Genomic DNA, 13,841 nt, shown 5'->3' with positions numbered 1-13,841 from the left:
CGCGGGAGACCGGACCGGCCCGGCCGTATGACGGACCGTCCGGCCGACGCTCCGCGCGGCCGAGGGGGCGCGTACGGGTAGGACGTGCGCTGTCCACGGACCTGGGTGCGCTCTCCCACGGGACGGGCGGCCGGTCTACCGTCGGCCGAAGGAGGCAGCCATGATCCGGCGTGACTTCTGGGGCCGCTGCCGGTCGCGTGGGCGACTGGGTACCGCGCTCGTCCTGGGAGGTCTGTGGTGGTGGGCCGCGCTGCGGGCGCTCGGACAGCCGGGCCGGGGCGGGCCCGTGGAAGTGTTCGTCGTCGCGGGCGGCTGGGGGCTGAGCCTGCTGCCCGTGCACTGCGTGCCGTGGACGCGCCGGCCCCGGCGGGTCTCCAGAGTCGTGCGGGCGGCCGCGGGGAGCCTCATGGCCCGGCGGCGGAGTGGGCCGCCCATGTCCTGAGCCGGGCCCGCGCGAGCCGCACGCGTCATGGCCGGTGCACGCCGGCCGGTGCGGGACATGACCGTCCCGTCGTCACCCGGGCGGCCCAGCGGGATGCTCCGGCTGGCAGCGGGGGCACCAGTAGGTGGGGCGTTCCTGCCCCGGCTTCCCCTGGTCGGCGGTGCGCAGAGCAGTGCCGCAGCGGCGGCAGGGGCGCCCCGCGCGGCCGTAGACCCACAGCTGGTGGTCCCTGCGGGGATCGGCCGTGGTGGTGCGGGTGGGCCGGTCCTTGTTGGCCTCCAGGAGCTTCTTGGCCAGGGCGGGCAGCCGTTCGGGCGCGGGCAGCTCAGCCACCGGCAGCCAGGGGGAGACGCGGAGCAGGAAGCAGAGCTCCGACTTGTAGACATTGCCGATGCCCGCGAGGTTCCGCTGGTCGAGCACGGCCTCGCCGAGGGGGCGCGCGGGGTCGGCGAGCAGGCGGCGCAGCGCCTCGGCGGCGTCCCAGTCGGGGCCGAGGAGGTCGGGGCCGAGATGGCCGACGGCCGTGGCCTCGTCCGCCGTGCGCAGCAGCTCCAGGACGGGCAGGCGGTAGCCGACGGCGGTGTGGGCGGCGTTGGCGAGGACGGCGCGGATCTGGTGCGACGGGCCGCCACGCCACCGCTCGCCCGGGGCGAAGACGCGCCAGGACCCGTCCATCCTGAGGTGCGAGTGCAGGGTGAGGCCGCCCTCGACGCGGGTCAGCAGATGCTTGCCCCGCGGCACGACCTCGATGACGCGCCGACCTGTGAGGTCGGCGGTGGCGAGCTGGGGGACGCGCAGGTCGCTGCGGGTGAGCGGCTCGCCCGCCAGCGCGCCGTGGAGGCGCTGGGCCGTGCGCCAGACGGTGTCTCCTTCGGGCATGCCGACCATGATGCCGCCGCCGGTACGGGCCGGGGCACCCGGCTCGCGGCCCCGTCCCGCCCGGTGCGGCCGCCCGGAGGCGCGGTCAGGGCGCCCGCAGGCGCAGCCCGCGCGGCGTGGCGTGGAAACCCGCGGTCTCCAGCAGGGCACCCAGCGGTGAGGAGAGCGCGGGGGAGCCGTTGATCCGCTCGACCGTGACGGTGCCCAGGGCGCCGGCGCGGGCCGCGTCGGCGAGGGCTGCAGCGGCCTCGCGGAGCCCGGCGTCGGCCTCCAGTGCCCCGCCGCCCTCCTCCTCCGGCCAGGCGAGAAGGGTCTTGCCGCCGCGCTCCATGTACAGGGCGAGGGCCCCGTCGAGGAGCACCACGAGGGAGCCCGCCTTGCGGCCGGGCTTGTGGGTCGCCCCCTCGGGCGGCTCGGGCCAGGGCAGGGCGGCACCGTAGGCGTTGGCGGGGTCGGCGGCGGCGAGGACGACGGCCCGCCGGCGGGCGGGCTTCCGCGCGGACCCGGGCCCCTCCCAGGAGGGGCCGGAAGGCTCCTCGGCGAACGCGCCGCCTCCCGCGCGCTCGCGTGCCGAGCCGACGGCCCGCAGCCGGTCGACCGCGCCGTCCATGGCGAACTGCGCGGCGCCCAGGCCCTCGACGACGTACCCCCGGCGGGCCTGCCCGCTCTCCTCGAAGACGGACAGCACCCGGTAGGCCGCGGAGAAACCGCCCTCCACGCCCTCGGCCGCCACCGCGCCCCGGGTCACCACGCCGTGGCGATCGAGGAGCGTACGGGCCAGGGCGTGGGCCCGGTGCGTGGGATCGGGTTCGTGCGCGGGCAGCAGCGACCAGCGGCCCGCGACCGTGGGCGGTCCGCCACGGGACGCGGTGGGGCGCAGCGGCACCCCGCCGCGGGCGCCGAAGGAGCCGTAACGCCCCCGGGGCACCGCCCGCTTGGCGCGGTGCGCCGTGGAGCCCGCCGTCCGGCCCGATCCCAGGTAGGCGCGGAGCGGGGCGAGGGTGTCGTTGGTGAGCCGGCCGGACCAGGCGAGGTCCCAGACGGCGTCGGCGATCTGCGGATCCGTGCTCTCGGGGGACTCCGCGCGCACCCGGTCCGCGATCTGACGGAAGAACAGGCCGTACCCGCCCGAGAGGGCGTCGAGCACGGCGCGGTGGACGGGCGAGAGCTCCAGCGGATGCGGTTCGGGCAGCAGCAGGGGCGCGGCGTCGGCGAGCAGCAGCGACACCCAGCCGTCCTTGCCGGACAGCGCGCCCGCCCCCGCCCAGACGACCTCGCCCGCCGCCGTGAGCTCGTCGAGCATCGCCGGGGAGAAGTCCGCCACCCGCGAGGGCAGCACCAACTTCTCCAGGGCGGAGGCCGGGACCGGCGCGCCCTGCAACTGCTCGACGGCGCGCACCAGGCCGTCGACGCCGCGCAGACTGTGGGTGCCGACGTGCTGCCACTGCGGGAGGAAGGCGGCGAGCGCGGTGGGCGGCACCGGCTCCAGCTCGTGCCGCAGCGCGGCGAGGGAGCGGCGGCGCAGCCTGCGCAGGACGGCGGCGTCGCACCATTCCTGACCGATGCCGGAGGGGTGGAACTCCCCCTGGACGACCCGGCCGTTCGCCGCGAGGCGCTGGAGCGCCCCGTCGGTCACCGCGGGCCCCAGCCCGAAGCGGGCGGCGGCCTGCGCCGAGGTGAAGGGCCCGTGGGTCCGGGCGTAGCGGGCGAGGAGATCGCCGAGCGGGTCCTTGACGGGCTCGGTGAAGGCCTCCGGAACGCCGACGGGCAGGGCCGTGCCCAGGGCGTCGCGGAGCCGTCCGGCGTCCTCGATCGCCGCCCAGTGGTCCCGCCCGGCGACGCGGACGCCCAGCGCGCGGCGCGCGGCCGCCAGCTCCCGCACCCACTCCGGGTCGGCGCCGCGCTCGGCCAGCTCGGCGTCGGTGAGCGGGCCGAGGAGGCGCAGCAGGTCGGCGACGCCCTCGGCGTCCTTGGCCCGCCGGTCGTCGGTCAGCCACTGGAGCTCGCGCTCCAGCTCGGCCAGCACCTCCGGGTCGAGCAGCTCCCGCAGCTCCGCCTGGCCCAGCAGCTCGGCGAGGAGCCGTGAGTCCAGGGAGAGGGCGGCGGCCCGGCGCTCGGCGAGCGGGGAGTCGCCCTCGTAGAGGAACTGGGCCACGTAGCCGAACAGCAGTGAGCGCGCGAACGGCGAGGGCTCCGGCGTGGTCACTTCCACCAGCCGGACGCGGCGGGCCTCGATGTCGCCCATCAGCTCGGTCAGACCAGGGACGTCGAAGACGTCCTGGAGGCACTCGCGGACGGCCTCCAGGACGATCGGGAACGAGCCGAACTCCTCGGCCACCTGCAACAGCTGGGCCGCCCGCTGGCGCTGCTGCCACAGCGGGGTGCGCTTGCCGGGGTTGCGGCGGGGCAGCAGCAGGGCGCGGGCGGCGCACTCCCGGAACCGCGCGGCGAACAGCGCCGAGCCGCCCACCTGGTCCGTGACCAGCTGGGCGACCTCGCCCTGGTCGAAGGCCACATCGGCGGCCCCGACGGGGGACTGCTCCGCGTCGTACTCCGCGCCCTGCCGGGCGGGGTCGGCGTCCAGCAGGTCCAGGCCCATCAGATCGGCGTCGGGCAACCGCAGCACGATGCCGTCGTCGGCGTGCATCACCTGGGCGTCCATGCCGTACCGCTCGGTGAGCCGGGCGCCGAGCGCCAGGGCCCACGGGGCGTGCACCTGCGCGCCGAAGGGGGAGTGGACGACGACCCGCCAGTCGCCCAGCTCGTCACGGAAGCGCTCCACCACGACCGTCCGGTCGTCGGGCACATGGCCGCAGGCCTGGCGCTGCTCGGCGAGATACGCCAGGACGTTGTCCGCCGCCCAGGTGTCGAGACCGGCCGCGGCGAGCCGCTCCCGGGCCGCCTCGGGCGCCAGGCCGCCGACCTCCCGCAGGAAGGCGCCCAGCGCCCGGCCCAGTTCGAGCGGGCGGCCCAGCTGGTCGCCCTTCCAGAACGGCAGCCGGCCGGGAACCCCCGGCGCCGGGGTGACCAGGACCCGGTCGCGGGTGATGTCCTCGATCCGCCATGAGGTGGTGCCCAGGGTGAAGACGTCGCCCACCCGCGACTCGTACACCATCTCCTCGTCCAGCTCGCCGACCCGGCGGCCGCCCTTGGCGCCCTTCCCGGACTCCGCGCCCGCCAGGAACACACCGAAGAGGCCGCGGTCGGGGATGGTGCCGCCGGAGGTGACGGCGAGCCGCTGCGCCCCGGGGCGCCCGCTGAGCGTGCCGGCCACCCGGTCCCAGACCAGGCGCGGCCGCAGCTCCGCGAAGGCGTCGGACGGATAGCGCCCGGCGAGCATGTCGAGCACCGCCGTGAAGGCGGACTCGGGCAGCGCGGCGAAGGGGGCCGCGCGCCGCACCACGGCCAGCAGCTCCGTCACCTCCCAGGTGTCGACCGCCACCATGGCGACGATCTGCTGGGCCAGGACGTCCAGGGGGTTGGCGGGCACCCGCAGCGCCTCGATGGCCCCCGCGCGCATCCGCTCCGTCACGACGGCGGCCTGCACCAGGTCGCCGCGGTACTTGGGGAAGACGACGCCGGTGGAGACCGCGCCGACCTGGTGCCCGGCGCGGCCGACCCGCTGGAGCCCGGAGGCCACCGAGGGCGGCGACTCGACCTGGACGACCAGGTCCACCGCGCCCATGTCGATGCCCAGCTCCAGGCTGGAGGTGGCGACGACGGCCGGCAGCCGGCCGGCCTTCAGGTCCTCCTCGACCAGCGCCCGCTGCTCCTTGGAGACCGAGCCGTGGTGGGCGCGTGCCAGCACCGGGGGAGCCCCCCGCGCCGCGCCGGACTCGGCCATCAGCTCCGCGGGGGAGTGGTGCTCGGGCAGGGGCTCGCCGGTGGCCCGCTCGTAGGCGATCTCGTTGAGCCGGTTGCACAGCCGCTCGGCGAGGCGGCGGGAGTTGGCGAACACGATCGTGGAGCGGTGCGCCTGGACGAGGTCGGCGATCCGCTCCTCCACGTGCGGCCAGATCGACGGCTTCTCCTTGGCGTCGCCCTCCTGCACGGGCGAGGCGCCGAGCTCTCCCAGGTCCTCCACGGGGACGACGACCGAGAGGTCGAACTCCTTGCCGGACGGCGGCTGGACGATCTCGACCTTGCGCTGCGGCGACAGATAGCGGGCCACCTCGTCGACCGGCCGGACGGTCGCGGAGAGGCCGATGCGCCGGGCCGGGCGCGCCAGCAGGGTGTCGAGGCGCTCCAGCGAGAGCGCGAGGTGTGCGCCCCGCTTGGTGCCGGCGACGGCGTGCACCTCGTCCAGGATGACCGTCTCCACCCCCGCGAGCGCGTCGCGCGCGGCGGACGTGAGCATCAGGAACAGGGACTCCGGGGTGGTGATCAGGATGTCCGGAGGGCGGTTGACCAGCGCCCGGCGCTCGGCCGGCGGGGTGTCGCCGGACCGGATCCCCACCCGGACCTCGGGCTCGGGCAGGCCCAGCCGCACGGACTCCTGCCGGATCCCCGTGAGCGGGCTGCGGAGATTCCGCTCGACGTCGACGGCGAGGGCCTTGAGCGGGGAGACATAGAGCACCCGGCAGCGCTTCTTGGGCTCGGCGGGTGGCGGGGTGCTCGCCAGCCGGTCCAGGGAGGCGAGGAAGGCGGCCAGGGTCTTGCCCGAACCCGTAGGGGCCACCACCAGGACGTCGGAGCCCCGGCCGATCGCCCGCCAGGCGCCGCTCTGCGCGGCCGTGGGCGCGGTGAACGCCCCCGTGAACCAGGAGCGCGTCGCGGGGGAGAACCCCGCGAGGCCCTCGGCCGGGTCCCCCGTCGCATCCGCCGCCGTACCGGCCGCCACGTCGTCCGCCATGCACCCCATCGTGCACCGCACCACTGACAACGCCCCGGAACCGCAGGTCGGAGAGGGCGCGGGGCGGGTTCTCCGCCGGGCTCCGCGCCTTCGCGGGTCAGGCGATCCGGCCGTACGCGCGCAGCGTCAGCAGCGCGGTGATCGTCACCATCGGCCGGCCCTCCAGCCTGGTGCCCGGCGCCCACGCGCGCCAGCGGATCGGCCAGCCACCGTCCTCCTCCTGCGAGGCGGTGAGGAAGTCCAGCGACCGCTCCAGCTCCGCGTCGCTGAACCAGGGGCGGGCCAGGGAGCCGGGGCGCCGGGCGAAGTCGTACGGGAAGTGGAGTTCGCCCGGCGCGTAGCCCTCCGCGACGGGATGGCCGGTGATGCAGTCGGGGTCCAGGACCACCAGCCGCTGTTCCCGCACCACCCGGCCCAGCCGCTCCGCGGCCGCCTCCGCGCGGGCCCGGTCCGGGGCGCCGTCGAGGAAGGCGACGGCCGCCTGGACCTCGTACGGGTGAGTCTTCGCGCCGTCGCCCAGGGCGTCGACGGCTTCCCAGCAGAAGTCGGTCGCCCGGAACAGCCACGCGTGCCACACCGCGTTGCGGTGCAGCAGGCCGACGACGGGGCCGGTGGCGAGCAGGTCGCTCGGCGGGTCGTCGACCACGGGGAGCCAGGGGGCCGCCGGGTAGCCGCGCAGCGAAGGGTGCAGCGCGGGCAGGGCGCCGTCCGGGGTGGAGACGGACGTCAGATAACGGCAGACCCGCTCCACCCGGCGGTCGCCGCAGCGGCCGATCTCGTCGAGCACGTGGAGCGCGTGCGCGGTGTGCAGCGGCTGGCTGACCGGGCCGCGCAGATCGGGCTCCAGGGCGTAGCCGTACCCACCGTCGTCGCCCAGATAGGCGTTCAGGGCCGTCTCGACGGCGTCGGGTCCGCCGTCCAGGAAGTGGAAAGCGAATCTCCGCTGTTCGAGGGCGCGGGCGGTCAGCCAGACGAACTGCTCGGCACGGGCTGCGGGGGATGCTCCGGATCGGGCCATGCACCGACCGTAGGACGGAAAGGGCCGCCGGTCAGCGGCTCGTGCGGGGCAGCACTCTCAGGGGCGGGATACTGGTCGCATGCGGTTGACGGTCTTCTGGCAGCGGATGGCGGATTATTTCGGCGCGGCGTACGCCGACTCCTTCGCGCGCGATCATGTGATGTCCGAGCTCGGCGGGAGGACCGTGCACGAGGCGCTGGACGCGGGCTGGAACGCCAAGGACGTCTGGCGCGGTGTGTGCCGGGCGCTGGAGATCCCCGAGGACCGCCGCTGACCCTTTGACGTCCCTGGCCGGCCCCTCGTCCGGAGGGCCGCCCGGACGGAACCGGGGGCCGGTCGGCTGGTCCCTCCGGCGCGTACCCGGCCGGGTACGGGAACGTTCCCGTACCCGCTCCACCCGATGGTCCACACTGAGCCCGTGGCAGCAGACGACACGGCTCCGGACTCCTCCACCCCACCGCCCCCGCCCGACTCCGATGCCCGCATGCCGCGCTGGCTGCCCCGCGCGATGGTCGCGGCGCTCGCTCTCTTCGCCTGCTTCCAGCTGGCGGAGTGGGCCTTCCACCAGCTCATCGGGCTGCTGCTCAACATCCTGATCGCCTTCTTCCTGGCCCTGGCCATCGAGCCGGCCGTGGCGCGGATGGCCGCGCGCGGGATGCGCCGGGGGCTCGCGACGGGCCTGGTCTTCCTCGGCATCACCGTCGTCGCGGCGGGGTTCTTCACCCTCCTCGGCTCGATGCTTGCCGATCAGATCATCACCATGGTGGAGAACTTCCCCTCCTACCTGGACTCGGTGATCAGGTGGATCAACCGGACGTTCCGCACCCACCTCTCCCGGGTCGAGGTCCAGGAGAGCGTGCTGCACTCGGACTGGCTCCAGAAGTACCTGAAGAGCAGCGCCGGCGGGGTGCTGGACGTCTCCGCCACCGTCCTCGGCGGGCTGTTCCAGCTGCTGACGATCGTGCTGTTCTCGTTCTACTTCGCGGCCGACGGGCCCCGGCTGCGGCGCGCCCTGTGCTCCGTGCTGCCGCCCCGCCGGCAGGCGGAGGTGCTGCGGGCCTGGGAGATCGCCGTCGCCAAGACGGGCGGTTACCTCTACTCGCGCGCGCTGATGGCGCTGATCTCCGGCGTCGCGCACTATGTTCTGCTGGAGGTCCTGGGTGTGCCCTACGCCCCGGCGCTGGCGATCTGGGTCGGGCTCGTCTCCCAGTTCATCCCGACCATCGGCACCTACCTCGCGGGCGCCCTGCCCATGCTGCTCGCCTTCACCGTGAACCCCTGGTACGCGGTGTGGGTGCTCGGCTTCGTCGTGGTCTACCAGCAGTTCGAGAACTATGTGCTCCAGCCCCGGATCACCGCCAGGACCGTGGACATCCACCCGGCCGTGGCCTTCGGTTCGGTGGTCGCCGGCACCGCGCTGCTCGGTGCGGTGGGCGCGCTCGTCGCCATTCCGGCGACCGCGACACTCCAGGCGTTCCTGGGGGCGTACGTGAAGCGTTACGACGTCACGGACGACCCGCGTGTCCAGGGGCGGCCTGCTTGACACCGAAATCGAACATCCATTCTCATGGGTGTTACCGGGCCTCCTGAGAGGCGAGTTATCCACAGGCTGGGGCGGTGCCCGGGGCCATTGTCAGTGGCAGGCGTTAGCGTCGTTGACGTGAAGCGATCGACTCAAGCAAACCGGGTGGAACCCATGGCAGGAACCGACCGCGAGAAGGCGCTGGACGCCGCTCTCGCACAGATTGAACGCCAATTCGGCAAGGGCGCGGTGATGCGCCTCGGCGACCGGCCGAACGAGCCCATCGAGGTGATCCCCACCGGGTCGACCGCTCTCGACGTCGCCCTCGGCGTCGGCGGACTGCCCCGCGGCCGCGTCGTGGAGGTGTACGGCCCGGAGTCCTCCGGTAAGACGACCCTGACCCTGCACGCCGTGGCCAACGCCCAGCGGGCGGGCGGCACGGTCGCCTTCGTCGACGCGGAGCACGCGCTCGACCCGGAGTACGCGAAGGCGCTCGGCGTCGACACGGACAACCTGATCCTCTCCCAGCCGGACACCGGCGAGCAGGCGCTGGAGATCGTGGACATGCTGGTCCGCTCCGGTGCCCTCGACCTGATCGTCATCGACTCCGTCGCCGCCCTGGTGCCGCGCGCGGAGATCGAGGGCGAGATGGGCGACTCGCACGTCGGCCTCCAGGCCCGGCTGATGAGCCAGGCGCTCCGTAAGATCACCAGCGCGCTGAACCAGTCCAAGACCACCGCGATCTTCATCAACCAGCTCCGCGAGAAGATCGGCGTCATGTTCGGCTCGCCGGAGACGACGACGGGTGGCCGCGCGCTGAAGTTCTACGCCTCCGTGCGTCTGGACATCCGCCGCATCGAGACCCTCAAGGACGGCACGGAGGCGGTCGGCAACCGCACCCGCGTGAAGGTCGTGAAGAACAAGGTCTCGCCGCCCTTCAAGCAGGCCGAGTTCGACATCCTCTACGGCCAGGGCATCAGCCGCGAGGGCGGCCTGATCGACATGGGCGTCGAGCACGGCTTCGTCCGCAAGGCCGGCGCTTGGTACACCTACGAGGGCGACCAGCTCGGCCAGGGCAAGGAGAACGCCCGCAACTTCCTCAAGGACAACCCCGACCTCGCCAACGAGATCGAGAAGAAGATCAAGGAGAAGCTGGGCGTGGGCGTCCGGCCCGAGACCCCGGCCGCCGAGCCCGGCGCGGACGCGGCCGGTGCCGCTGCCGCCGAGCCGGCCAAGTCGGTGCCCGCTCCGGCGAAGTCCACGGGCAAGGCGACCAAGGCCACGGCCGCCAAGAGCTGATCCGTGACACGGCGATCGGAATACCCCCCGTCCGGTGCCGGGGGAGACCGGCCGGACCCGCTCCCGGCCGACCCGACCCGCGGTGACGCCCCGTCCTCGTCGAGGGCCGGGGGCGGAGCGCCACCGCGACCCGAGGAGCAGGCGCGGGCGATCTGCCTGCGCCTGCTCACCGGATCCCCGCGCACCCGCAAGCAGCTCGCGGACGCGCTGGCCAAGCGGGACATCCCGGCCGAGGTGGCGGAAGAGGTCCTCTCCCGCTTCGAGGACGTGGGCCTCATCGACGACTCGGCGTTCGCCGGCGCGTGGGTCGAGTCCCGGCACCACGGCCGGGGCCTGGCCCGCCGCGCCCTGGCGCGCGAGCTGCGCACCAAGGGCGTGGACGCCGCGGTGATCGACGAAGCGGTCGGCCGGCTCGACTCCGAGCAGGAGGAGCGCACCGCCCGCGAGCTGGTCGACCGCAAGCTGCGGGCGACCCGCGGGCTGGACCGGGAGAAGCGGCTCCGCCGCCTCGCCGGAATGCTGGCCCGCAAGGGATACCCCGAGGGCCTCGCCCTCCGGGTGGTGCGCCGGGCCCTGGAGGAGGAAGGCGAGGAGCCGGAGCTGCTGGAGCACTATCTGCCGGATGCCTAGCCCAACGGCCCAGGGCCCCGGAGGCACTGAGCCGTCTTGCCCTCCGGCGGGCCCGGGAGTCCTGTCTCCCTCTCCTGCCTGGCTCCGTCCCGCGCTCCGGCCGCGAAGTCCGGACGGCCCGGCGCGCGAAGGCCATGGCGGTGGCAGTCGCCCCTACGGCAGAGGGCGGGCAGGGGCCGCCACCGGCAGCCCCGCCGCCCGCCAGGCCTGGAAGCCGCCGACCAGATCCGTCGCACGGCGCAGGCCCAGCGCGCGCAGGGAGACGGCGGCGAGGCTGGAGGCGTAGCCCTCGTTGCAGATCACGACCACGCGCAGGTCGTGCCCCGTGGCCTCCGGCGCGCGGTGCTCGCACACCGGGTCCAGCCGCCACTCCAGCTCGTTGCGCTCGACGATCAGGGCCCCGGGGATGACCCCGTCGCGCTCCCGGAGTGCCGCGTAGCGGATGTCGACGAGCAGCCCGCCCTCGTCCCGCGCGGCGGCGGCCTCCGCCGGACCGAGGCGGTCGAGCCCCTCCCGGGCGGCCGTCAGCAGTTCCTCGACCCTCATGCCCACTCCTCCGGCCACTCGACCTGCTCCAGCCGCAGCACCTGGCCCGAGCGGCTGTACCGCCGCATCATCGGCAGCGGCGGGTAATAGGCGTGCACGGACACGGCGTGCCGGTCCGGCGACGGATTGAGCACCTGGTGCACATGATGCGGGCCGAAGGCCCGGCCACGCCCGTCGGACAGCTGCCGCTCGCGGTCGACGCCGTCGACCAGCTCCAGCGTCCGCCAGCCCTCCGTGGGCAACTGCGCGGCGAGCGACTGCTCGGTCAGCACCCCCGCCGCCGCGGCGAAGGCCCCATGGGAACCGCCGTGGTCGTGCCAGCCGGTGCCGCTGCCCGGCGGCCAGCCGATCAGCCACGCCTCGCTGCCGCCCGGCCCTTCCAGACGGACCCAGGTCCGGCCCTGGGGATCGAGGGGGAGCGCGGCGACGAGCGCGGGATCGCCGGCCGTCCGGCGGGCGAAGTCGAGGAGGTCGGCGGCCGAGGGCGCGCCGGAGAGAGCCGGGGCCACCGCACCGGAAGGCGCGGACGTACGGGCGGGAAGAGACACGGAGGACCGTCCTGAGTGATCGCGAAGGAGCGCGCGGCACTCGACGCGGCCACGCGGCGGGGGGAGCGGATCAGCAGGACGGACGACAGACACAGCCCGCGTAGCGGACGAGGTCGAGATGGACCCTCCGCCAGAAGCGCACGCCGCTGTCAGTCACAGTGAGTAGTCCACCACGACGGTCAGGAGCGGGTCAACGGTTGGCCGTGGCTTCACTGGGGGCCTCGTCGGACGCCGTCGCGCGCTCGGCGCCCACGCCGTCGGCGCGCGCGCCCGGCTCCGCGCCCCGGTCCGCGTCGCCCTCGGCCTCCGGCGCCGACGGCCCGCCCGGGGCCCCGCCGCGCACGGCGTCCGCGCACACGGCCAGCTCCGCCGCCCGCACCCCGGCCAGGGCGGCCACCAGATACCCGTCCGGCCGCACCAGCAGCACGGTATGGGCCGCCGCGCCCGGATACCCCTCGGCGACGAGCAGCTCGGCCGGCATCGGCAGGGCGCCGACCGCCGCCGCCAGCCGGGGCATGAGCCCCGCGCCCAGCCAGTGCCGCCGCTCCCACACGCCCGTACCGGGCGCGACGAGCACCACGAGCAGGGCGCCGCCCAGCCGCTCCCGCAGCAGCGCCGCCGACCCGTCCGGCGCCGTCACCGGGACGTCCTCGACCTGCTCGCCGACCGCTGTGCCCACCGGGACGGAGCCGGTCGGCGGCCCCGCGGGGGCCAGGGGTGTGCGGGCGTGGAACCCGGGCGCGCCCAGGGAACCGCGGCCGAGGTGCCCGTCCGTGAGCAGCTCGTCGTGGCCGCGCACGGCGCCCGGCACCAGGGTGCGCCGCACCGTGCTCCAGCCGCCCTCGCCCCGTACCGCCGGCAGCACCCGGTCGGCGGCCCGCAGCCGGGCCACTATGGCTCCGCGGCGCTCCGTCTCGTAGCTGTCGAGCAGGGTCTCCGAGGCGCCCTGGTGCCAGGCCAGGGTGAGCTTCCAGGAGAGGTTCTCGGCGTCCCGCAGTCCTTCGTCCAGGCCCTGGGTGCCGAGCGCCCCGAGCAGATGGGCCGCGTCCCCGGCGAGGAAGGCCCGGTCCGTCCGCATCCGGCGGGTGAGCCGGTGGTGCACGGCGTGCACGCCGGTGTCCAGCAGTTCGTACGGCGGCGGTTCGCCGCACCAGGAGGTCAGGGAGTCGCGCACCAGCGTCAGGAGGGCGTCGGGGGTGACCAGATCGCCGCCCGGCGGCAGCAGCCAGTCCAGCCGCCACACGCCGTCCGGCAGTGGACGTGCCGTCACCTCCGGGCCGCGCGGCGGCGACCGGTGCAGCACGGCCTCGCCGGGCCAGGGCAGCTCGGCGCGGAGCGCGGCGACCGCGTACCGCTCGACGGCCGTACGCCCCGGGAAGCGCGCCCCCAGCAGCTTGCGGACGGTCGACCGGGCGCCGTCGCAGCCGACGAGATAGCTGCCCCGCCAGTGCGAGCCCTCGTCCCCCCGGGTGTGCACGCTGACCCCCGCCGGGTCCTGCCGCAGGGTGTCCACGCGGGTGCCGGGGACGATCCGCACCTTGTCGTGGAGGGCGAGCCCGGCCCGCAGCTCCCGGACCAGGACGTGCTGCGGCAGGTGCAACGGCGACTCGGCGCCGGCCTGTTCCCCGCCGCCTTCGCCGGGCTCCTCCGAGGCTCCGTCCTCCTCGGCCGGAGCCGGCCGCGCGAAGGGCACCCGCGCGGACTCGGCGCGGCGGCGCAGGGTGCGCCAGCCCGTCCAGCGGGCCCCCTCGGCCGTGGCGCACCCCAGCCGCTCCAGCAAGGCGGCGGTGTCCGGCCGCAGCACGACGGTCCGGGCGAGGCGCTCCTGCGTCCCGCCCTCCCCGGCGGCCTCGTCGAGGACGACCACCGGCACATCGTTCCGGGCGAGGGAGAGCGCGAGCGTGAGGCCGACCGGGCCGGCCCCGACGACGATCACCGGATCCACGACACGGCTCCCTGCGCCGCCCCGGGCCGGCGGACGGCTCCGCCACGGGCGCCGCGTCGCGTACGCGCGGTACGCGACGCGTGGGGCGTACGGTCGCCGGAGGGGGGAACACGGTGCTCGATCACAGAACGTATGCAACCCACTGCGGGTGCCCGCGTCA

The 13,841-nt window shown here is 75.2% G+C and carries 12 protein-coding genes; 5 read left to right on the top strand and 7 right to left on the bottom strand.

All coding sequences use genetic code 11. The features are described from left to right. The first annotated feature begins 160 nt into the window (after positions 1 to 160). On the top strand, positions 161 to 442 hold the full coding sequence (locus SMD11_RS08980) for a hypothetical protein (protein ID WP_234365973.1): 282 nt from the start codon (positions 161 to 163) through the stop codon (positions 440 to 442). 72 nt (positions 443 to 514) lie between these two features. Here the strand turns inward: SMD11_RS08980 and SMD11_RS08975 are convergent, their stop codons facing one another. The 3 genes from SMD11_RS08975 to SMD11_RS08965 all read right to left on the bottom strand — a co-directional run bounded on the left by SMD11_RS08975 (position 515) and on the right by SMD11_RS08965 (position 7,191). Beyond that, positions 515 to 1,321: a DNA-formamidopyrimidine glycosylase family protein gene (locus SMD11_RS08975; protein WP_087930373.1), complete on the bottom strand. Its 807-nt coding sequence runs from the start codon at positions 1,319 to 1,321 to the stop codon at positions 515 to 517. 85 nt (positions 1,322 to 1,406) lie between these two features. Beyond that, positions 1,407 to 6,173, bottom strand: a complete 4,767-nt coding sequence (locus tag SMD11_RS08970; protein WP_087925949.1) for an ATP-dependent helicase — start codon at positions 6,171 to 6,173, stop codon at positions 1,407 to 1,409. A 97-nt stretch (positions 6,174 to 6,270) separates the two neighbouring features. Next, positions 6,271 to 7,191, bottom strand: a complete 921-nt coding sequence (locus tag SMD11_RS08965) for a hypothetical protein (protein ID WP_087925948.1) — start codon at positions 7,189 to 7,191, stop codon at positions 6,271 to 6,273. 79 nt (positions 7,192 to 7,270) lie between these two features. Between SMD11_RS08965 and SMD11_RS08960 the strand changes: the two genes are divergently transcribed. The 4 genes from SMD11_RS08960 (at position 7,271) to recX (ending at position 10,642) form a co-directional block, all read left to right on the top strand. Then, positions 7,271 to 7,465, top strand: a complete 195-nt coding sequence (locus SMD11_RS08960) for a DUF3046 domain-containing protein (protein ID WP_087925947.1) — start codon at positions 7,271 to 7,273, stop codon at positions 7,463 to 7,465. 210 nt (positions 7,466 to 7,675) lie between these two features. Then, positions 7,676 to 8,734 (top strand): AI-2E family transporter, encoded by a 1,059-nt coding sequence (locus tag SMD11_RS08955; RefSeq protein WP_234366376.1) that lies wholly within the window; start codon positions 7,676 to 7,678, stop codon positions 8,732 to 8,734. Positions 8,735 to 8,887: 153 nt separating this feature from the next. Beyond that, the gene (gene recA, locus SMD11_RS08950) at positions 8,888 to 10,012 is read left to right on the top strand and encodes a recombinase RecA (protein ID WP_087925945.1); all 1,125 of its coding nucleotides are present in this window, start codon (positions 8,888 to 8,890) and stop codon (positions 10,010 to 10,012) included. A 3-nt stretch (positions 10,013 to 10,015) separates the two neighbouring features. Beyond that, a complete protein-coding gene (gene recX, locus SMD11_RS08945; RefSeq protein ID WP_087925944.1) occupies positions 10,016 to 10,642 on the top strand; it encodes a recombination regulator RecX in 627 nt (208 codons plus the stop codon). Positions 10,643 to 10,795: 153 nt separating this feature from the next. Here the strand turns inward: recX and SMD11_RS08940 are convergent, their stop codons facing one another. The 4 genes from SMD11_RS08940 to SMD11_RS08930 form a co-directional block, all read right to left on the bottom strand. Further along, positions 10,796 to 11,188, bottom strand: a complete 393-nt coding sequence (locus SMD11_RS08940; RefSeq protein WP_087925943.1) for a rhodanese-like domain-containing protein — start codon at positions 11,186 to 11,188, stop codon at positions 10,796 to 10,798. Beyond that, the gene (locus SMD11_RS08935; protein ID WP_199843830.1) at positions 11,185 to 11,736 is read right to left on the bottom strand and encodes a cysteine dioxygenase; all 552 of its coding nucleotides are present in this window, start codon (positions 11,734 to 11,736) and stop codon (positions 11,185 to 11,187) included. The genes SMD11_RS08940 and SMD11_RS08935 overlap by 4 nt, the downstream gene beginning before the upstream one ends. 70 nt (positions 11,737 to 11,806) lie before the next feature. Then, positions 11,807 to 11,878 (bottom strand): putative leader peptide, encoded by a 72-nt coding sequence (locus tag SMD11_RS37030; protein WP_311775615.1) that lies wholly within the window; start codon positions 11,876 to 11,878, stop codon positions 11,807 to 11,809. 48 nt (positions 11,879 to 11,926) lie between these two features. Further along, positions 11,927 to 13,681 carry an FAD-dependent monooxygenase gene (locus SMD11_RS08930; RefSeq protein ID WP_087925941.1) on the bottom strand — a complete coding sequence of 585 codons (1,755 nt, stop codon included), beginning with the start codon at positions 13,679 to 13,681 and terminating at the stop codon, positions 11,927 to 11,929. Between the last annotated feature and the right edge of the window lie 160 nt (positions 13,682 to 13,841).

It is taken from the genome of Streptomyces albireticuli (assembly GCF_002192455.1).
GTDB lineage: Bacteria > Actinomycetota > Actinomycetes > Streptomycetales > Streptomycetaceae > Streptomyces > Streptomyces albireticuli_B.
Note: the sequence above shows the minus strand (reverse complement) of the source record. Positions and strands in the feature narration are given on the sequence as shown.

Coding starts and splice junctions, on each gene's coding strand:
- SMD11_RS08940 (WP_087925943.1), bottom strand. CDS start 11,188: ATGAGGGTCGAGGAACTGCTGACGGCCGCCCGGGAGGGGCTCGACCGC.
- SMD11_RS08955 (WP_234366376.1), top strand. CDS start 7,676: ATGCCGCGCTGGCTGCCCCGCGCGATGGTCGCGGCGCTCGCTCTCTTC.
- recA (WP_087925945.1), top strand. CDS start 8,888: ATGGCAGGAACCGACCGCGAGAAGGCGCTGGACGCCGCTCTCGCACAG.
- SMD11_RS08960 (WP_087925947.1), top strand. CDS start 7,271: ATGCGGTTGACGGTCTTCTGGCAGCGGATGGCGGATTATTTCGGCGCG.
- SMD11_RS08975 (WP_087930373.1), bottom strand. CDS start 1,321: ATGCCCGAAGGAGACACCGTCTGGCGCACGGCCCAGCGCCTCCACGGC.
- SMD11_RS08980 (WP_234365973.1), top strand. CDS start 161: ATGATCCGGCGTGACTTCTGGGGCCGCTGCCGGTCGCGTGGGCGACTG.
- SMD11_RS08970 (WP_087925949.1), bottom strand. CDS start 6,173: ATGGCGGACGACGTGGCGGCCGGTACGGCGGCGGATGCGACGGGGGAC.
- SMD11_RS08965 (WP_087925948.1), bottom strand. CDS start 7,191: ATGGCCCGATCCGGAGCATCCCCCGCAGCCCGTGCCGAGCAGTTCGTC.